At 36.7% G+C, this 21,174-nt stretch carries 18 protein-coding genes and 1 pseudogene; 3 read left to right on the top strand and 16 right to left on the bottom strand.

Features of this window, described 5'->3' with window-relative positions; genetic code table 11:
• Nucleotides 1-219 precede the first annotated feature (219 nt).
• The gene (locus tag LQ203_RS26110) at nt 220-1,320 is read left to right on the top strand and encodes a tyrosine-type recombinase/integrase (RefSeq protein WP_230162702.1); all 1,101 of its coding nucleotides are present in this window, start codon (nt 220-222) and stop codon (nt 1,318-1,320) included.
• A gap of 354 nt (nt 1,321-1,674) precedes the next feature.
• On the opposite strand, the gene LQ203_RS26105 is transcribed toward LQ203_RS26110, so the two are convergent.
• From LQ203_RS26105 to LQ203_RS26095, 3 genes are all read right to left on the bottom strand, one after another.
• Entirely contained in the window at nt 1,675-2,076 is a 402-nt protein-coding gene (locus LQ203_RS26105) for a type II toxin-antitoxin system death-on-curing family toxin (protein ID WP_230162700.1), read from the bottom strand.
• A 1-nt stretch (nt 2,077) separates the two neighbouring features.
• On the bottom strand, nt 2,078-2,323 hold the full coding sequence (locus LQ203_RS26100; protein WP_048689328.1) for an AbrB/MazE/SpoVT family DNA-binding domain-containing protein: 246 nt from the start codon (nt 2,321-2,323) through the stop codon (nt 2,078-2,080).
• A gap of 515 nt (nt 2,324-2,838) precedes the next feature.
• Nucleotides 2,839-3,522 (bottom strand): response regulator transcription factor, encoded by a 684-nt coding sequence (locus LQ203_RS26095; RefSeq protein WP_230162698.1) that lies wholly within the window; start codon nt 3,520-3,522, stop codon nt 2,839-2,841.
• Nucleotides 3,523-3,998: 476 nt separating this feature from the next.
• Between LQ203_RS26095 and LQ203_RS26090 the strand changes: the two genes are divergently transcribed.
• Complete coding sequence (locus LQ203_RS26090) at nt 3,999-4,316, top strand: VOC family protein (RefSeq protein ID WP_230162696.1); 318 nt, start codon at nt 3,999-4,001, stop codon at nt 4,314-4,316.
• Between the two features lie 105 nt (nt 4,317-4,421).
• Here the strand turns inward: LQ203_RS26090 and LQ203_RS26085 are convergent, their stop codons facing one another.
• The 4 genes from LQ203_RS26085 to LQ203_RS26070 form a co-directional block, all read right to left on the bottom strand.
• A complete protein-coding gene (locus tag LQ203_RS26085) occupies nt 4,422-5,855 on the bottom strand; it encodes an amino acid permease (protein ID WP_230162694.1) in 1,434 nt (477 codons plus the stop codon).
• 93 nt (nt 5,856-5,948) lie between these two features.
• Nucleotides 5,949-7,403 carry an aldehyde dehydrogenase family protein gene (locus LQ203_RS26080; RefSeq protein WP_230162692.1) on the bottom strand — a complete coding sequence of 485 codons (1,455 nt, stop codon included), beginning with the start codon at nt 7,401-7,403 and terminating at the stop codon, nt 5,949-5,951.
• Between the two features lie 56 nt (nt 7,404-7,459).
• Nucleotides 7,460-8,500 carry a homoserine dehydrogenase gene (locus LQ203_RS26075; protein WP_230162690.1) on the bottom strand — a complete coding sequence of 347 codons (1,041 nt, stop codon included), beginning with the start codon at nt 8,498-8,500 and terminating at the stop codon, nt 7,460-7,462.
• Entirely contained in the window at nt 8,497-9,747 is a 1,251-nt protein-coding gene (locus LQ203_RS26070; RefSeq protein ID WP_230162689.1) for a cystathionine gamma-synthase family protein, read from the bottom strand. Before LQ203_RS26070 ends, LQ203_RS26075 begins: the two co-directional genes overlap by 4 nt.
• A 776-nt stretch (nt 9,748-10,523) precedes the next feature.
• Between LQ203_RS26070 and LQ203_RS26065 the strand changes: the two genes are divergently transcribed.
• Nucleotides 10,524-11,168, top strand: coding sequence for a GntR family transcriptional regulator (locus tag LQ203_RS26065; RefSeq protein WP_283902758.1), 645 nt, complete (start codon nt 10,524-10,526; stop codon nt 11,166-11,168).
• Nucleotides 11,169-11,373: 205 nt separating this feature from the next.
• On the opposite strand, the gene LQ203_RS26060 is transcribed toward LQ203_RS26065, so the two are convergent.
• The 9 genes and pseudogenes from LQ203_RS26060 to LQ203_RS26020 all read right to left on the bottom strand — a co-directional run.
• The gene (locus LQ203_RS26060; RefSeq protein WP_230162685.1) at nt 11,374-12,339 is read right to left on the bottom strand and encodes a carbohydrate kinase; all 966 of its coding nucleotides are present in this window, start codon (nt 12,337-12,339) and stop codon (nt 11,374-11,376) included.
• 117 nt (nt 12,340-12,456) lie between these two features.
• On the bottom strand, nt 12,457-13,470 hold the full coding sequence (locus tag LQ203_RS26055) for a GH32 C-terminal domain-containing protein (protein WP_230162706.1): 1,014 nt from the start codon (nt 13,468-13,470) through the stop codon (nt 12,457-12,459).
• Nucleotides 13,471-14,469: 999 nt separating this feature from the next.
• Nucleotides 14,470-15,486, bottom strand: a pseudogene (locus LQ203_RS27780) (glycoside hydrolase family 32 protein); the annotation flags it as partial.
• Between the two features lie 73 nt (nt 15,487-15,559).
• Entirely contained in the window at nt 15,560-16,546 is a 987-nt protein-coding gene (locus LQ203_RS26045) for an ABC transporter permease (RefSeq protein WP_034304565.1), read from the bottom strand.
• Nucleotides 16,543-18,108, bottom strand: coding sequence for a sugar ABC transporter ATP-binding protein (locus LQ203_RS26040; RefSeq protein ID WP_290370656.1), 1,566 nt, complete (start codon nt 18,106-18,108; stop codon nt 16,543-16,545). The genes LQ203_RS26045 and LQ203_RS26040 overlap by 4 nt, the downstream gene beginning before the upstream one ends.
• Before the next feature lie 80 nt (nt 18,109-18,188).
• Nucleotides 18,189-19,169, bottom strand: a complete 981-nt coding sequence (locus LQ203_RS26035) for an ABC transporter substrate-binding protein (protein WP_230162683.1) — start codon at nt 19,167-19,169, stop codon at nt 18,189-18,191.
• A 563-nt stretch (nt 19,170-19,732) separates the two neighbouring features.
• Nucleotides 19,733-20,485, bottom strand: coding sequence for a DeoR/GlpR family DNA-binding transcription regulator (locus tag LQ203_RS26030; protein ID WP_230162681.1), 753 nt, complete (start codon nt 20,483-20,485; stop codon nt 19,733-19,735).
• Between the two features lie 182 nt (nt 20,486-20,667).
• Nucleotides 20,668-20,937, bottom strand: a complete 270-nt coding sequence (locus LQ203_RS26025; protein ID WP_230162679.1) for a hypothetical protein — start codon at nt 20,935-20,937, stop codon at nt 20,668-20,670.
• A 145-nt stretch (nt 20,938-21,082) separates the two neighbouring features.
• Nucleotides 21,083-21,174, bottom strand: a 92-nt coding sequence (locus LQ203_RS26020) for an IS3 family transposase (protein WP_230156708.1), incomplete at its 5' end; no start/stop codon positions are given.

Raw genomic sequence — 21,174 nt, 5'->3', positions numbered from 1 at the left:
CAATAGTCTTCTTGAATTCATTATTATATTTTTTCCCTGTATTCTTACGTTCCAAGACGGACACATCCTCTCAAAAATCATTGTAAGGACTTAACTAAAATGTGTCCATGAAACTATACTAACTCCAATACATTATCTTATTAATAGTTGAATTATAAAAGTGAGGGATACAGGTATGCATGAACTGATTAAAAAAACGAAAGAGCTTCAGAGTAGTGCATGGAAAAAAAGTCTTTCAGACATTTCGATCCACACGTTACAAGAACGTTTAGATACGACAGAAAAGAATGGCAAGATCCATTTTCCGATTTTAGCGATGTAGACATGCTACAGTGGTTTCTTCATCGGCGAGAGCATTTAAAACGGCAACACGAAAAATCCACCCGCACCGTCCAAGCCTATGAGCGAGAACTTCTTCAATTTATTGAACAATTGCTCACTTATTCAGTGGAAATTAATGTAGACTTGGAAAAAGTGGTAGACGGTTCCCTTTTTAAATCTCTATCTACCCGGCACATTCGAAGATATCAGGAATGGTTATCAGAAAAAAGCCCCTATGTCTTAACAAAAGGAGCGTATTCCGTTGCCACCTTATCCAGAAAGACAGCCATCATAAAGAGTTTTTTGACATTCCTGTTCGAATCAGGTTATATCACGGAACCCATTCATGAAGGTTTCTTTAAGATCAATATTCGTAAAGATGATCGACCGAACCGTGATTTGGGACCGAAGGAAGTCATTCAGCTACTTGATTACTTCAGGGAAATCCACCACCCCATCGTTTTTTCGATCATTCATATCCTAACGATGACAGGCATGCGTAATGAAGAATTCACAAGACTCCGAGTCAAGGATCTTCAATATGATTCCATTACCAGCATGTACTTTTTAGAGGTCCTAGGTAAAGGAAATAAAAAAAGGCAAATACCATTGAAAGAAAAAGGAATGAATAGTATTCGCATGTTCCGTTCAGCTAGAGGAATCGACGATATAGACGCAGCGGAAGGAGACGACCCGCTCTTTACGACCAATACTGGTCGTTCCTACTCTCCCTCTTATTTGTCTCAATACCTTACAAAAGCGATTAAGGAGAGTGGATTGCCTTTTTTGAAGTTTCGTTCTTCATCCATTGGTCCACATACCTTTAGGCATGCTTTTGCCATCATTTCTCACTTAAATGGAGTGGATGTCTATCAGATTATGAAGAGTCTGGGCCATGAGCAGCTCTCCACTACAGAGATTTATTTGGAGAAGGTTTTTGAAAAAGAACGACATGCGATTCATTTGTGGAAATCAGATGTGTTTGGGGAGTATATATAATAGAAGAAACTCGTCGTATTCAGAGGTGTTTTTGCTGAATATTGAATGGCGCAAGACGCTTTACAGATTGAAGATATGAAAAATAGTCGAGATTTAATAAAAGATATTTCCACACATACATCTAATTCATGTATGTTTACTTAGCTTCTTCTTTTATAAAGAAAAAGATCAAAAGAGGGAGAACAATTCATCTGGATGACTTGTTCTCCCTCTTTTTTAGAATAATCCCAATTGTATTCCAGAGCCTAGCATGAATTTGCTGCATATCTCCATCTTTATATTTTTCCAATGTTATAAAACCAACCTTCGGTAAAGACCCAATTAGCTTAAATGCTCAATGAATCTTGAACCCTTTTATAAAGCCTTTATGTTCTCTTGGATGATTCTTGCGATAGCTTTAAAATCATACTTATGGTTGACGACATCTACAACAAAATCCTGTTCTTCTTCTATTCCCATTATCCATTGATAATGATTGATCTTCAAAAACATAATAAGGGAAGCGAGTGCTGTCCTCTTGTTTGCGTTGTGGAACGCATGATTTTTTGAAATGGATTCGAATAAGGCTGCAGCCTTTTCATGAATAGATGGGTAAGCATCATTCTCGAAAACAGTTTGTCTGGGTCTGTTCACTGCAGAATCAAGGAGACCGGGATCTTTCACACCGATTTGTTCACTAGGAGAATAAATTTTTATTTGAATGGCATTGATAGCAATGATTTGATTAGTGGAAAGATAGATAATATCCAATGTCATATTATCTATCCACCAACCCCTTGAATGCTTCGTCATGTTCTTTAATAACATCTGATAACATTTCCATAAATTCTGCATCTACACCTTTAGGTAATTTCACATTTTTATTTTTCCTTAATATGATTTCTTCACCCTTGAATTCAACCTCTAATTCGTCTCCAAAAGCTAAATTTGCAGTTTTCAACATTTCAACTGGAAACGTAATTCCCAAGCTATTTCCGACTTTAGTTAATTTCCTAATGGCCATTATTCATTCCTCCTTCAAAAAAGTTATAATTGTTATTACTATTATAACATTAGTCATTATTGTTTATACTACTTTTATCTTAAATGTTGTTATTTTTAGCCTGCGATCATTCGAACATCCATTTTTTTACTCATTTCTTATTTTTTAATCTTATTCTATAAAAACCGTTCGTAAAAGTGTACTTTTACGAACAGTAGCAACAATGCTATATAACCTCCATTTTAGAAATTTTAAACTCAGGGAGTTCCAACCTAGAGATAAACCTGCTTTCCACTAATTAGGGAAGGGAAGGAAAGAGAAGAAGGAAGGACACAGTTCAGAATAGTAGATTTCCATGTTTAAAACAAGTGAAGGACTCCATAAAAACAGTGAAAAAGTCCAATTTTTTCAAAACAACAATATAACCTCAAAAAAAACGAGCATTTAGAATTGCTTCTAAGGCTCGTTTTATGAAAAAGTCCAGCTCTTCAGCAATCATTGCGAAAACTGAAGAGCCGGACTTATCATAAGGTAAATTATTTCACTTTTACCCAGCTTTTTTTAATAGCTAGAACAACAGCTTGTGTACGGTCGTTTACATTCATTTTTTGAAGAATGTTACTCACATGGTTTTTTACTGTTTTTTCACTGATGTCTAAAGTTTCGCCGATGGCACGGTTGCTTTTTCCGTCTGCTAAAAGTTGAAGAACTTCACACTCGCGTCGAGTCAATAGGTGACGCGGTCTTCTGATCTCTACAGCATGCACTGAATCACGATCAGCCCCCTCTTCAGCAGCTAAACGGCGATATTCTTTGACTAGATTATGGGTCACCTTTGGATGAAGGTATGAGCCACCTTCTACGACTACACGAACAGCATCAATTAACTCATCTGCATCCATTTCTTTCAAGAGATAACCTTGTGCTCCTGTTTTCAATGCATGCTGTACATAGTTTTCATCATCATGAATCGATAAAATGATGACTTTCGTTTCAGGGTAACGGTTTACAAGCATTTTAGTCGCTTCGACACCGTTCATATTCGGCATGTTGATATCCATGATAACAACATCTGGTTTGTGTGTTTTAACAAGATCCATAGCCTCGCTTCCGTCATCGCCTTCGGCAACAACATCAAAGGAGGATTCAAAATCTAATATACGCTTAACGCCTTCACGGAAAAGCTGATGGTCATCGATAATGGTGATACTAGTCTTCAACGGTTTCTTCCTCCTAATTTATTTAAATGCCTATTCTTTTTCTCTAAAGTTTGTAAATGATAGGGAACTTTTATAAACACCAAAGTGCCTGCCCCTGGTTGTGAATCAATCTTCATTTCGCTTTCAAGTTTATTCTATTAAAAACATAGGTTTAATTTATATTATGAACTACATAATAATACGTAAAAATACACATCAATTAAAATTTTTCATAAAAATAAACTTATGCATCGGTCCTTATACTGCATGAAATCAGATCTAGCGTAAATACGCATTGAATAAAACTAATGAGAATTCACCTCTGAACTTCATATAATAGGAAAATATAATGATTTTGAAGTGTTCCTGACAAAGGCGTGGGAACATCTTTCACCATATCAGCGGATGACCACGGAATCTTTCTTTTCGACTGAGTATCATCACGGTTTTCTCTATTCCTTTTTACTAAGTGAGGTACTATTAAATACTACTCAGATTTGTTTGGATTTAAAGTTCGCCTTCGAGGATATTCAAAAACAAGAGAAATGGCATTTTTGTACTTGGAAGAACAGCCTAGTATAGAAATTGAACTAATCCAAGACATTGAATCTATTGGTAAGTATAACAAAAGTGGAATTGTTAACCACCTTGCTTTTACAGTAGAAGATATTAATATAGCAATTAACCATTACCAGAAAAAAGGAGTTAAATTTTCATCCCCACAACAACAACCAACACTAGAAGGTGGACGTATGATTTTATTCTATGGACCTAATGGTGAATTGCTACAATTGGTAGAACGAGCAAGAGATTAAAGATACTTAATTTAATACTATTTTTATAAAATAGATGTATAGTAATCTATAAAATTGAAGCCTTTGCTCCTGTTGAGCAAAGGCTTCAATTTTGACGAGTTTCTTCTATATATTCCTAATATAATCATCCGTTTCATTATAAGAATTTATCTGATTCTTATTTCCTCGATTTTTTAAATAGTAGAGGAGATAGCATAAAGCAATGAATGGTATTCCACAATACAGTGCAATTCGTTGGCTCGGATCGAAAGCAAGACCCACAATAGAAGCGAAACATAAAACAAAAGCGGCAATGGGCACATAAGGGTAAAGTGGTGTACGAAATTTTAAATCTCTAATATCGCCACCCGCTTTAAGATAATGTTTACGGAACACATACTGTGATAAAGCAATTCCCATCCATACTGCAACAACCGCAAATCCAGATATAGCCACAAGCACCATATAAACCGTATCCGGTGCAACTACACTAGAGAATAATGACAAGCAGGCTACTGCCATACTTACAATCAAAGCATTAAACGGAACTCCTTTTGACGTTACCTTTCCTAAGAAAGGACTTATCATCTTCTCATTTGAAAGAGACCATAACATACGGGTAGATGCATAGAGACCAGAATTTGCTACTGACAGTAAAGCTGTAATAATAACAAAGTTCATGATATCAGCTGCATAAGGTACCCCTATGCTATCAAAAACCATAACGAACGGACTTTCAATGACTCCCGCTTCTTTCCAGGAGATTAATCCAGATAGCACAACTATGGCACCAACAAAGAAAAACATAGTTCGCCAAATTACATTTCTAATGGTTAGAGGTATGTCTTTTTCCGGGTTTTCACTTTCTCCAGCAGTAATGCCGATAAGCTCTGTTCCTGAAAAGGCAAAATTTACGGAAATCATTGTTATAAATATCGGAAGGAGTCCATTTGGAAATAGGCCTCCTTCCCCGGTAAAATTAGAAAGCATCGGAGCAGCTGCACTGCCGTTCATAGGAATGAAGCCAAACATCGCTGCTCCACCTAATATGATAAAGAAAATAATAGTAATTACTTTAATGCCGGCAAACCAAAATTCAGTTTCCGCGAAAAATTTTACAGAAAAGGCGTTCAGCAGAAAAAGTATAATCGCGAAGAGTGCGCTCCACATCCAGACGGAAGTTTCAGGGAACCATCGCTTCATTAAAAGACCGGATGCAGTAAATTCTGAACCTACCGTAACTACCCATGTAAGCCAGTACAGCCAACCAATGGTAAATCCGGTAGCAGGACCCACAAACCTCGTAGCATATGACTGAAACGAACCGGTTACCGGCATAGCTACAGTTAATTCGCCAAGGCATAGCATGACAAGATACATGATCAGCCCACCAACCAAATAAGCGAGAATCGTTCCTCCCGGTCCAGCCTGATTAATCGTATAACCTGTACTAAGAAAAAGACCCGTTCCAATTACCCCACCTAGCGAAATCATGAACAAGTGCCTGCTTTTCATAGAACGCTTCAACTGATTTTGATCGGTACTATTGGCGTCTATCATCCAGTCTCCCCCTTAATATATATGATGCAGTACCTTACTTGTAGCGCGAAGATTGACCTCGGGTCGATTCCTATAAAGCTATCATTATCACATTTACCTTTTGCTCGAAACTTTAAAACAAACCACTTTTGTTTCAGTCATTTCTTGAAGTGCAAACTTAATTCCTTCACGACCTAAACCAGAACCCTTCACTCCCCCGAAAGGCATGGCATCTATACGATAATCAGAGCTGTCATTTACCATAACCCCGCCTACATCCAATTTACGTATAGCTCCAAACGCCCTATCTAAGTCACGAGTGAATATACCTGCTTGCAAGCCGAAATCCACATTGTTAGATTGGAAAATAGCGGTATCCAGATCGGGCACGCTGTGAATGGTAACAACTGGTCCGAAAACTTCTTCAGTTGCCAGCTTACAATGTGCTGGAACATTCTCTAAAACAGTTGGATAATAAAAAGAACCTTGACGTTTGCCGCCACACAGCAATTTTGCGCCTTTCTCAACAGCTTCATTTACCCAACTCTCAACTCGCTTTGCTTCTTTCTCTGAAATCATAGGCCCCATGTCGGTTTCCTCTGAGAGTTTATTGCCTACTCGGTATTGTTGAGTACGGTTAACAAACTTTCCAATAAAGTCCCTATAAACATCTTCTTGAACATATACTCTTTGCACTCCTAGGCAATTTTGACCTGCGGCCCAAAAGGCGCCGGATACAGTCGATTCAACCGCTTCTTCTAAGTCAGCGTCTTCCAGTACGATAACCGGTGAGTTCGATCCTAGCTCCATATTCATCTTTTTCAGACCTGCCTCTTGCATAATCGCTTGGCCAGTGGCGAGTCCTCCTGTGAAAGAAATCATTCGTATGGCTGAATGAGTAATCAGACTCTCGCCCATATCACTCGGATACCCCGTAATGACGGACAATACTTTAGGCGGTAAACCTGCTTTTTCAAAGGCTTCTGCCAATAAAAGAGCACTTAAAGGTGTAGCAGGTGCTGGTTTTACGATGATGGCATTTCCAGAAGCAATAGCAGGTCCCACTTTATGGGCAACAAGATTTAATGGATCGTTGAAAGGCGTTATAGCTACAATAATCCCAACAGGAAAACGATAATAATATCCCATGCGATCTTCGCTTCCCGGCATTTGGTCAAACGAAATCGTTTCGCCATTAATTCGCCTTGCTTCTTCTGCGCTAATTCGAAGTGTTTCGATACAACGCACTACTTCTTTTCTCGCCTCTTTAATGGTCTTACTTCCCTCACGGGCAATGGTCATTGCATATTCTTCCTTATGCTCATAGATCCAATCGGCGGCACGATTTAGAATGACGATTCTTTCATGTGTTGACATGTCCGCGGCTATTTTCGCTCCCTTTTTTGCCTCTTCTATGGAATGAAGTACATCCTTCTCATTAGCAGCAGGAACGGTTGCAATTAAACTATTATCCTGTGGATCGAGAATTTCAATTTTTTTGTCGCCGGATACCCATTTTCCAGCAAGAAACATCTTATTTTTCTTTGTAAGCGCTTCAATAATTGTCATCGATAATCACCCCGTATAAGTAATTTTCCAGCTTATAACTTGAATGTTGTACAAGATCATAATTGCCCACGGCTCATATTGATTAAATCAATCAGAATAGAGAATCCTGTTTCTTTGCGACCAGCTCCGGCACCAATCAACGTAATCGGACCGGCTAAGTCACAGTTATACGTAATAGCGTTTTGTGCTCCCAGAACTCCAGCTAGAGGATCTGTAAGAGGTATAGCTTCAGGGCCTACCTTTGCGAATACTTTATCACCATCCTTTTTACATTTAGCAATGAGCTTCCACCTTTTCCCTTCAGATTTTGCCCATTGAATGTCTTGCTGTGTAAGATGACTAATCCCTTCACATTCTACTTCCTCTCGTTTCATCGGAATATCCATTACAACATTAGCAAGAATAGTAGCTTTATACTGAGAATCATATCCCTCTACATCGCTGGTAGGATCTGCCTCTGCATAACCAAGAGCTTGTGCCTCAATTAATGCATCCTTATAGCTCAATCCTTCTTCCATTTTGGTCAGAATATAATTAGTCGTTCCATTTAAAATCCCCCGCAATTCAAAAATATTATTTCCTGCCAATGAAACGAGAGGCATTTTCAACGCTGGTGTTCCACTCATAACAGTTCCTTCAAAGCCCCATCGCACATCATTCTTTTTGGCTAACTCAGCTAGTTCTTGGTATGCTAAAGAAACGGGACCTTTATTGCTCATTACTACGTTCTTTTTACTTTCAAATGCCGTCTTACAATGATCGATAGCGGGTTGTCCAGTTTTTACATCAGTGAAAGTAATCTCCACAATGGTATCCGCATTACTCTCAATGATTGTCTTAAAGCTGTCCCATCCCCTTATCAACCCAGGGGTTTCAGGGTAACTCTCCAGCTTTCCCGTTTCCTTTACAGCTTGTAATACTTGAGAGATATCCAACCCTTCAGGGTGATAAAGAGAGCCCTTCATGACATCGGAAATAGCAACAATTTTAGCATCAAAGCCAAGTTCACAGCGTAAAGACTCACCTTTATCTTGTAAAATTTCTGCCAACCCTTGGCCGACTACACCAAATCCAAGCAATGCAATTTTTTGTGTCATATCCCCATACCTCTTCCATTATTAATATCTTTATTTGCAACTACCATTACTGGTAGTTGTGATTTCAAACGAGCAAAAGCTTGCTCTAAATCAGAAATAAGATCTTCCGTATCCTCAATTCCTACGGAGATACGAACCAAACCTTCCGGAATACCAAGAGCTTTGCGTTCTTCAAGAGTACATTCCACATGACTAGTCGTTCTTGCGGGTCCATATATAGTTTCTACAGCTCCAAGATTTCCGGCTTTATTTGCATATTGTAATTTTGGCAATAAAATTTTTATTGCATCCATCTCCCCTTTCAATACAAAACTTAATATTCCGCCGAAACCTCTCATCTGTTTCTTTGCAATATGGTGATGCGGATGCGTTTCTAACCCAGGATAATTGACCGCTTCTACAAGCTTTTGCTTTTGCAGATACTTTGCGATTTCCATTGCGCTCTTTTCTTGCTGACGTACTCGAAGTTTTAACGTTTTCATCCCTCTTAAAATAAGATAGGCTGACCAAGGATCCATCGTCGCTCCATTGATTTCTCGATAATGATAGACTTTTTTCATCAGTTCTTTGGAGCCGCATACCACACCGCCTAATGCATCAGCATGTCCGCTTAAGAATTTAGTAGCACTATGAATTACAATGTCAACTCCTAATTGAATCGGATTTTGATTAATGGGAGTAGCAAAAGTATTGTCTATGATGACCAATGCCCCCACCGATTTTCCGGCTCTTACCATTCTCTCAATATCAGTAATCTTCATCGTAGGATTGGTAGGAGACTCCAAATATAAAACCTTGCATCCTTTATCCACTTCAGCTTCAATTTCTTCATGATTTCCAGTGTTGCATAACTGAACATCTACATCCAAATTCGGTAAGAATTCAGTAAAGATTTTATTGGTTCCCCCATATGTGTCTTTAACCGATATAACCCGGTCTCCCGGTCTTAAAAATGTATATAGCGTACTACTAATAGCGGCCATTCCTGATGAGAAACCAATTGCTGCTTCAGCTCCCTCGAGAATTCTTACTTTTTCCTCCAGAGCTTGAACAGTAGGATTTGCCATGCGGTTGTATATATACCCATGCTTATTTCCAATGGCCACTTCATGCCACTCGTCTATGTCATCGTAATTGTAGGCTACACTTAGCACCACGGGAACTTGAGTTGCATTGTAAGCAAGAGATTCTTTTTCTCCTGCCCATACAGCCTTGGTACCGTCTCGTATATCGTTTTGCTTACTCATGTTCTCTCACCTCTAATTTTCATAGCTTTTTCAACTACATCTCTTTGTTGTTCGAATTTATATAATATATTGTATATTGTATATTAAATAGTTACTTTCTTTTCCGTACTTTTTATTTCTCCTTTTTTTATTGCTTAAATTTATTCTTTGCCATTTTAAAATGATGCTTTATTAGCAACTTATAACACAATTCTTATTATATTATATATTGTATATTGTATATTTAATGATCCCTCCTTTTCTTTATACTTGTCACCACTACCCTTTTTTACTTACTTAAAATTACTTTTTACTATTTTTAATATGAAGATATTTAGTTAAAAAAGCTAATAACTCAGCATATTTTTTAGTTATATTATATATTGTATAATGTGCTGAATAATCAGAAATATCATTCATATTATGAAATATAATACACTGGACTCTTCGCCATTTCAATGTTTTATTAATTTAATTTTAAAAACTTTCAAATTAAAACAGCTAGTTTTTAATAATGCTCCATATTCTATATCCATGTAGTAGTCTTAAATGTTCGCCTTCACCCTCATTCCTTAAATTCATTTAAAATGAGAAATTCTTATGTTCGGTTCCATTCGCTTCATGTTCAACTTAGAGGCTGATAGAAATGCAAGTAATAGTGAGTTACTATATTACAAAACAGTAGATCTATTGAAGAATTTAGCAGCCGATGCTAATATAAAAATCAAGAATTTTCAATTTTATATTGTATATTGTATAATAGATGATATCAACTTTTAGCATAGGGGAGAAGGACTATCAAAAAGAGATACCAATCACTTAAAGACATTGTATATAATCATATAGCTGAAGAAATTCAGAATGGAACATTGCTTCCTAAGCATAAAATAAATGAAGTAGCACTAAGCGAGAAATTAGAAGTGAGCAGAACTCCTGTAAGGGAAGCTTTGATACAATTAGCCTCAGAAAATTTACTTGAGTATTTTCCTCGAAAAGGATTTATCGTTAAAGAACTTGATACAAATAAAAAGCTTGATGTTTTTCAAGTTGTTGGTGTGCTGGACGCCTTAGCAGCCTCATTATCTATAGCGCATATTACAGAAAGTGATATAGATCTAATGGAAAAGTTGGTTAAAAAAATTGACCTGTCAATTTCACAAAAAAATTATTCAGATTATCAAAAATACCAAAATCAATTCCATAAAGTTTATATTGATAAGTGTAAAAACGATACATTAATAGACCTTCTTAATTCTTTGCAAAACAGTTTTGTTAGACAAATTTATTTGAGTAAAGACGAAGAAAAACTTTTTGCCGTATTAGAACAAATGAATGAACAGCATAAACAAATTATCCATTACTTTAAAAAAAGAGACAAAGAAAATTTAGAGCAACTTATTAAGAATGAGCATTGGAAAATATCTCATATTGATATGATATAGGTTATATGGTTCTGATGCAAAAATGATTTATTGAAGGAAAAGTGGTAACTTTCCTATCAACTTACAGATTATATCAGTGGCTGCTGAACTTCCATCGCTTTTTTTTTGAACAACCGCTTATATAAACTAATAATCGCGATGCACCTAGACCTCCTAAGCCAGGTGTACCGCGATTTTTTCACAATCCGAAACAATACAATGAAGACTAAATCTTATATATATCCTCTTCGTTTGGTAGAGAAGAAATCGCTCCTACCTTCGTACACACGACGGCACCTACTTTATTTGCAAAAAGAATGATCTCTTTAAGTTTACTAAAATCACTAAGAATTGTGTCATAGGTCTCAAGATTTGCAAATTGAAATAAAGCAGCACCGACAAATGCATCACCTGCACCAGTTGAGTCAATTGAATTTACTTCGACGCTGTTTATTACACTCATTTCACTTCCATTTGAAAGAAGAGTGCCTTCCCATCCAAGGGTAACAGCCACTATTTTTACCCCTAAATGATGGAGCATTGCTATTCCATCATATTTATCCATTTTTCCCGTGATTAGTTCAAGCTCTACTTCGCTTACTTTTACAAAGTCAGCCATTGATATACCCTTTCTAGCTAAACTAATAAATTCAGCCACTCTATTTTTCCATAAATCATGTCGGAAGTTAGGGTCAAACGATAGAAATATCCCCCTATTTTTTGCAAATTCCATTGCCTTTAAATAAGTTGTTTTAAAAGGGTTTTCCAGAAATGCAGTTGCAGATCCAAAGTGAATGATCTTTGCACCACTTAATCTATCTAGGTATAAGTTATCCTCTGTTAAATTTCGATCCGCTCCTCTATTGAATACAAAATCCCTTTCACCATTTGCTTGTAAAGAAACAAATGCTAAAGTAGTTGGTGCTAAATCGTCAGTAACAATCATCGATGTATCAACCCCCACCTCTTTTATCGTTTCTATTAAAAATAATCCAAATGGGTCATTTCCTACTTTTCCAATAAGACTCGCTTCCCCACCTAGCTTTGAAATAGTAGCTGCGACATTCGCTGGTGCACCCCCGGCTTTCTTTAGAAAATGATTACCTTCTATTAAATTAACATCAATTTCTGTACAATAAAAATCGATCAAAAGCTCCCCAACGCATATGACTGCGCGGTTTGTTTTATTCATTTACATTACACTCTCCATTCTTGTGATTTAGGTAAAATGAAAGGCTATCGATCATTTTCGACAGCCTTCATAAACTCTTACTATCAACCCCTCTTTAATAGGATTGAAATTTAGTCTTTATCTTTTCCATATACTCTTTAAAGGGTATATTTTCAAAGACTTTAATGTAACTTCTCCACCCTTACTATAAATTTGTAATCCTTTACTTGATGGATCCGGGAAAATTTGATCAGAAATAACCGTTTCACCTTTGTTTCCAAACACTTCTACAGCAGATCGGTCAATGAAAATATGCATTTTCACAGTCCCATTTAATGCATTTAACGGTCCGTCATGCTTACCAACTACATTGTTCCCATAATCAAAGCTTCCTGAACTTGAACGGTCTACGAATAACTGTTTGGTGGCAACATCATAGCCAATAGTCGTATATTCAGTTGCTCCTTTACGAACTTGAAAGCCGAATTCAGTTGCTTTTATATCATCTACATCAAACTCAGCTATCATTTCAAATGTATCTTCTGATAGTTTAGATAGGAGATTACTTTCACCAGATATGACTTTATTTTTATATAAAATTTTTTCACTCTTATCTCGAATGGTTTTTAAAGAAACTGGTGTTTGTTTTAAACGTAAACCCTCATCTGTCTGAGTTAGCTCCATCTTTCTTGGCAATGTCGTTGAACTTCTCCAAGTCGAAGTTGGTGTATTATTTGCATATTGCCAATTACTCATCCAGCCAATCCAATATTTTTCGCCATTCTTACCTTCAATTCCACTCCAATCTACTGCGGCATAATAATCTGCCCCATAGTCAGTCCATAACACTTGATCGGAAGGATTTTCATTTTTAAACGTTTTCCCGTCAAAGGTACCTACAAAATATTGCATACCTGACCCGCCTGCAGGAGCGCCATCATTAATGCTTACCTGTAGTACCCATTTTGTTTTTGAAGGGTCACCATCAATTGGTAATTCGATTAGAGTAGGACATTCCCAAATCCCTCCGTTACTACCATGAGTAGAAGGTATCCACTCTCCAGAAACAGCAGACCAGTCTGTAAGGATGCCGCTTTCTTTCGAATCGTCTTTCTCAGGCTCTTTGGCAACTTGGTCTACTTCATTTGGCATGGCCCCTTCATTATAAACATTAACATCATCCATGTTTAAATGACCCCAACCACCTGTAGCTTGGTCTACAGCTTTAATATATAACACTTCTCCAATGTATTTAGAAGCATCCCAAACGTATTTTTGATATTTTTCTTCTTTAAATTTGGTATTGGCTTGTCGAATTAATTCTTGATCATCAGAGGCTCTCACTAACGAAACATAGCGGTTGTTGATATCATTACCACCGCCCAACAGAAAGTTGATTTCTCCAGAGCCATCTAGTTTAAAATATGAGGAGTGCAGTTCACCTGTTGCGTCATCTCCCTTTTGAAGATCAGTAAACCCCCATAAGTGGTAGTTTCCTTGGTGGCCGAAATCCCCTCCCCAGTATGATGGTACATTTGTCACATGATCTTTTGTGAAAGCATTACCTTCGATTGTACTCCAACCAGTTAGATCACCTGTCTCAAAATCATGATTAGTAATTTCCTTCTCATTTGTCAAGATGTTCTTACCAACTTGAACATCTTGGAATAACGTGGATGAATTCCAAACATTTAAGCCAAAATGCCCTGATGAAAAAGTTGAATCATTTACATCATGAATGAGATTACCATCTAAAGAAATTTTAATATTTTTTCCATGAGTGCTTGCTTTTAAATGGTACCTTTTATCTGTATCTAGATTTATTTTTTTTTCAGCTAGAATGGATATGTCTCCATTTTCGATTTTCATGATTTTTATTGTATCGTTTAAAGCATCGATATTCGCCATATAACCGTTTGTTGCATTAGGATCTACACGAAAAACGAGCGAACCAGCTCCATTGCCACCTTTTTCCCCAGATATCTCAATGTTTGCTTCATAAAAAAAGTTATCCCCTGTTTGACCACTCATTACAAAAGCATCCTCCGTAGAGGTTCCACTTTTTCCATCCATCGTGTTCTCCCAGCTTCCGTTTACATCTGTCCATTTTGATAAATTGGTTTCAAAGTTAGATGTATTCTTGAACTCCACATTTCGAAAGGCAGCCGTTGAATTCCACGCTGACAATCCATAGTATCCATAATCGAATTCTATATCTGTTTTTTTTATAACAGATATATCGTTTACAGAGACTTGAATTTGATCCCCATCTGTTTCCACCTTCACATGGTAGGTAGTTGAAGTTTTGAGGGTAATAGGTTTTCTCGCAATTTCCTCGTTTGTTCCATCTACATTCTTACTTAATGTTATGACATCGTTTTTGGCATCTAAGCTCGCAACATAGCCGTTCTTTGCACTCCTATCTGACCGAAAAACTAAACCGCCTGTCCCTTCTCTCCCATTCTTATCATTAAGGGTAATATCTCCCTCATAGCTAAATGATTCACCTGTCTGGGATGACATGGTATAAGAAGTTCTGTCTAAGCTATTTGCTTGTATTCCACCATCTTCGCCGAATTCACTTGCATACTCCCACTCTTTTAAATTAGGTGAGGTATAAAACATAATCTTATCCTTAGCCGCTAACGACATAACCCATTGGTTTGATTCTTCATGCCAAAATACTTTAGGATCGCGCCAATCTTGTATAGGAGGGTCTGGCATTACGGGATTCCCTTTATACTTTTCCCAAGTTCTTCCTTTATCTAGGCTATACGCTATACTTTGGACTTGCTTATCCCCTGCATGCGTAAAGATGGCAACCATTGCTTCTTTTCCAAAGCCAGCTGTATTGTTCCAATCAATAACAGCACTCCCCGAGAAAATCTGACCGTTTTCATCCGGCGATAAAGCAATCGGCAAATGCTCCCAATTAACAAGATCTTTACTGACAGCATGCCCCCAATGCATCGGTCCCCATGTCGTTCCATACGGATGATATTGATAAAACAAATGATATTCACCTTTATAAAAAACCATACCATTCGGATCATTCATCCAGTTAGCTTCAGGAGAAAAATGAAATTGATTACGGTATGGTTCATTATAATACCCAGGGTCTTCTGCATATGCACTATTAAATGGTAAACAAGTGACAGTTGAACATATTAGTAGAATACTAATAATCCTCTTCACTTTTATTTCACATCCCTTTTTTAAAATCTAAAATGACATGTGATCGTTATGCTGGACTATTTCCGCGCAATCGATCTAATAAAACGGCTGCTACAATAACTCCACCTTTTACAACTAACTGCCAATAATAGTTGACATCCATTAGAGTTAACCCATTACTGATTACCCCCATAATTAAAACCCCAATAATTGTTCCTATTATTTTCCCTTTTCCACCTGTTAAACTTGTTCCTCCTAGAATAACAGCAGCAATTGCGTCTAATTCATACATTTGACCAGCAGTTGGCTGTCCAGAAAACAACCTTCCCGCTAAAACGACTCCTCCTAAACCAGCTAGTAAACCACTAATCGAATACACATTGATTAAAGACTTTTCAACCTTAATTCCAGTTAACCGAGCTGCCTCTTCATTGCCACCAATCGCATAAATATGACGACCAAACATCGTATATTTAAGAACAAAAAACATCACAACATATACTAAAGACATGATATAAATAGGAGTGGGGATTCCAAAAATACTTCCACCACCGATGAATTTAAATGTTTCGTTTTGTAAAACAATTGGATAACCACCACTAATGACATAAGCGAGTCCACGAACATATGTGAAGCTGCCTAGTGTAACAATAAATGCTGGTAACTTTGCTTTGGCTGTGAGAAATCCATTAATCAGTCCTACTGCATACCCTACTAGTACGCCTGATAACATCGCAATAATAGGATTAACTCCTGCAGAAGAGACCATGACTGAGATAACGCCAGATAGAGCAACTGTTGCACCAACTGATAAATCAATACCACCAGTTAAAATAACAATTGTCATCCCAGCAGCTAAAATAGCAATAATAGAAACTTGTTTTAATACATTCAATAAATTGGCTGTATCTAAAAAATTTGGTGCTGTAAATGAAAGTACTACACACAATAATAATAAAATCATGATCATGCCAAGCCTATTCCATAAAGAATAAAGGACATTTCCTATATTTAGGCGTTGTGAATGTGTAATAGTTTGCGTATTCCCTCTCATTTCTCTCTCCCCCCTTTGGTAGCTAAACGCATAATTGTTTCCTGTGTAGCTTCTTCCTTCGAAAGCTCGCCTGTTAACCTTCCTTCACTCATGACAAGTATTCGATCACTTACCCCCAATACTTCAGGAAGTTCAGATGATATCATTAAAACGGCCAATCCTTCATCTGCAAGCTTTGAAACAATCTTGTGGATTTCAGTCTTGGCACCTATATCAACCCCTCGTGTTGGCTCATCAAGTAGTAGTACCTTTGGTGCAATTGATAGCCACCTAGCGATCACTACCTTTTGTTGATTCCCACCACTTAAGTTTGATACTTGCTGTTCTGGGGAAGCTATTTTTATATTTAAGTCTTCAATATATTGGTTAGCGCTTTCATTTGCTTGCTTCCAACTAACAATTCCTGCTTTAGCGTGTTTTTTCAATTCAGCCATTATGATGTTCTCTTTTACGGACATTGATAAAAATAATCCTTGTTCTTTCCTGCTTTCAGGTACATGTGCAATCCTATTAGCAATAGCATCTATTGAGGATTTGATTCTAACAGATTGACCATCAACCAATATTTCGCCACTTTTCAACTCGGACAAACCGAAAATAGCCCTAACCAATTCTGTTCTACCAGCTCCAACAAGCCCCGCTAAACCAACAATTTCACCTGGGTAAATTTTTAAAGATACATTCTTTACAATCGTGTTATCAGAAACATTTTTCAATTCAAGTACAGGTGGAACTTCCTTTGGATTTTTTGTACCAAAAGCTTTTGACCGATTAAACAAGTCCTTTAAATCCCGTCCTACCATTAGCTTTACGAGATGATCAGGATTTGTCTCTTCAATCGGCCCACTTGCAATCCATTCGCCGTCACGTAATACAGTGAACCTATTAGAAATTTTAAAGATTTCTTCCATTCTGTGAGAGATATATACAATAGCAACTCCCTGCTTTTTCAAATCATCAATAATTTCAAACAGCTTTTTTATTTCTTTATCTGTTAAAGAGGCGGTTGGTTCATCCATTATGAGTACCTCTGCATTAAAGGATAATGCTCGAGCGATCTCGACCATTTGTTGTTGAGCAACACTTAAGGTGGAAACCAATTGGCGTGGATTTAGATTCGACCCCATTGAATCTAACACCTCTTGGGCACGTTCATGGACCTCATCCCATTTCACCATTCCTAAACCATTTCTAGGAAAGGTCGAACCCATTAAGATATTTTCACTTATTGTTAAATTAGGAGAAAGGTTTAACTCCTGATGAATAACACTAATTCCTTTGTTCCTTGCATCAGTAGGGTCCTTCCATAAAATTGGTTGACCTTTCAAGTAGATTTTCCCACCATTGTCATCAGGTGTATGAATGCCTGCGAGGATTTTCATGAAAGTTGACTTTCCAGCGCCATTCTCTCCCATTAATGCATGTACTTCACCTGGATAAAGTTCAATTCTCACATTGTTCAATACGGTTACACTTGAGAATGCTTTACCAATACCTTCCATATTTAACACTGGCTTTTTTAGACTTTGTTGGCCTTTAAGGGACATTTCATTGACAGCCATACCTTTATCTCACCCCTTATATTGATTTGAATAGGCTGATTAAAGGAGTAATCCTTATCAGCCTATTTATTGAAAGATTCTTACCAACCTTGGTAAGAATCTAATGTATCTTGAGTTACAATCTCAACTGGAACTTTAATAAGCTCCTCAACTTCTTCACCATTTTTCACTTTCATTCCGATTTCAACAGCTTTTTTGATCATGTTACTAGGTGACTGAGCTGAAGTTGCAGCAATTGTACTTTCTTCCTTTGCCATTGCTTCTGTGGCTTCAGGAGCACCGTCTACTCCGACAATGAAAAATTCATCTTTACGATTCGCTTGCTCTTGAGCAATTTCAACACCAATTGCTTCTGGATCATTAATCGCAAATACAGCGTCAATAGAGCCTGATGAATTAGCTTGTAAAATACTTTCCATCACCGTTAATGCCTTTTCGCGATTCCCTTCTCCATTTTGCTTCGCAATTACTTTAATTTCGGAATCCTTTATTGCATCTTCAAATCCTTGAATACGATCAGATACAGCCGAAACAGGAGGTCCATCAATAATAACTATTTTTCCTTTTCCACCTAATTGTTCAATCACATATTCTCCGGCTAGTTTACCAGCTTGATAGTTGTCTGAAGTAACAGTGGCATCGACACCACCTTCAGCATTAGTATCTACAGCAACTACTGGAATATCAGCAGCTTTGGCCTGTTGAACAGCTGCCGCAATTCCTTTTGTATCAACAGCATTTAAAAGAATAATATCTACCTTTTTCGTAATAAAGTTTTCAATTTGAGCTGCTTGTTTTGCTAAATCATATTCAGCGCTTTCAACTAGAACTTCAGCACCTAATTCTTTTCCTGCTTCTTCTGCACCTTTACCCATGGAGACGAAGAAAGGGTTTGCTAAACTACCCACCGCTACACCAATCGTTAATTGTTTGTTACCTTCTTGTCCTTCGTTACCGTCTGTTGATCCATTTGATGATTCACTAGCCCCACTACATGCCGTCATCGCGGCAATTACAAACGCCAAAACTAGTATCATTAGTGTTTTTACATATTTCACCATATTAATCCCCCTAGTTTTTGAAGATGAAAATAATTAGCTACAGAACGAGAAATTGTTACCGCTCTCAATCTCTTAAACTAGATCACCTCCTTAAATGAATATTTTTGGTTGAAATAATGGAAATATGATTGATTTTGATAGTTTTTCACATTGACATCTTAATTGAATGAAAACGCTTTCATATTGTGTATAACAATATAATTACCCTTTACACATTAGAATTATAATTGAATGAATTTGGTTGGTTTTGATTGATTTTGATTATATTAAAGCTGTTTATAATTGTCAATAGTTCCAATTATTCCAAAAAAATATATTAATAACATAAAATATTAAACTTTCAAATGGATTGTTTAATACATGGAGCAGATTTTCCCTCATTTTTAATTGCCACATTACAATAAATCAAGCATTCTTTATTATATCGATACAACAAAGGGGAAAATTCCCAAAAAAAAAAAAAAAAAATTTCAGAATCTCCTTCAAAAAAAAGCTGGTATTCTAAATGTCTGAATCAGACAGTTTGAATACCAGCTTTCCTTCAACGATAGCAAATTTAGTTTTTAGTCCCTCACAATAATTATCTCCGTTTTCTCCTTATATTTTCCTAACGTTATTGTACCTTCTTCATTCGTAATAACTTTTGTCTGGTTTAAATCTGCAAACTTAGAAAATGATACTTCTCCAAATTTTGTATGATCTGCTAATACAAAGGCCTCACGTGACAAAAAAATGGCTCTTTCTTTTATTTGCGCCTCTTCTGGATCTGGGGTAGTCAATCCAAAATTATAATGAATAGCGTTCGCACCCATGAAACACTTATCAAATCTGTATTTTTTTATACTTTCGTATGCATAACGTCCAACTGTTGCTTTGGTAATCTTTTTAACAAATCCACCAATAAAATATGTACATATTTCATTTTCAAGTAATGCATCTAAATGGTCAATTCCGTTTGTAATGACAACAATATCTTTTTGTCTTAAATGTTTGATCATCTGATACGTTGTTGTTCCAGCATCAAGATAAACACAGTCGCCGTCCAAAATTAGTTCTGCCGCATATTTTGCTATCTTAGCTTTTTCCTCAAGGTTCTGCGTTATTTTCTCAAACACACTTGGTTCGTCTCGTTTATTATGTAAAAGTGAAGCTCCACCATGTACACGTTTTAAGTAGTTCTGCTTTTCTAATTGATCTAGATCACGACGCAAAGTAGATTCTGAAGTATTTGTTAATTCTACTAGCTCATGAATCTTAACATTCTCCTTTTCTTTTAATAGCTTTAAAATTAATTGATGCCGTTCCGTAATAAGCATGATATCTCCTCCTCGTATTACACTTATATTTAAAGGTTCTTCGTGTATTCTAATTTAATTAATTTTAGTATATAGAATTTTGCAGTGACATGTGAGAACTATTAGGGATACCCCCATAAGAAAAAGGAGCTGTTGATCAGCTCCTGGTAATAAAGTAAGCACCTGTTTGTTGAATAAACAATTTAAAATCCATTACCCTGGAATATTATTCTCATTAATTCAACAGCCATAACGTAAACTAAACCAACAAATATACTAAGACCTAAAGCTAATTTTCTCCAAAGTCCTTTCTCACTGAGAAAAGAGAAAGAGAAAGAGATAATGATTCCACATATCATCAATACACGAAAAGTTGTTACTCCAGGGTCAATTACTTGTGTTATATTTCCAGAAAAGAAACAAATAACCAATATAATTAAAGCAAACGAAATAACCCCTAAATATTTTTTCATGATTAACCACCCTTCTCCTCTAATTAATTTTACCAAATCTCAGTAAATATGTATTTTTTTATTATCGGATTATATTCCCCCTTAATTGCATAAAAAAAGAGCTGTTCATCTGAAGTGAACCCAAAAAGTTAGACACTTTATTTAATTAGGCAGCCTTGAGGGCATGAATCCGGTAATCTACCGGGCTCATGCCTTTTAATTTTACCTTGATTCGTTGATGATTGTAGTAATGGATAT

Origin of the sequence: Peribacillus sp. Bi96, from assembly GCF_918698115.1 — a bacterium.
In the GTDB taxonomy this organism is placed as follows: domain Bacteria; phylum Bacillota; class Bacilli; order Bacillales; family DSM-1321; genus Peribacillus.
This window is presented reverse-complemented; position numbering and strand designations above follow the sequence as displayed.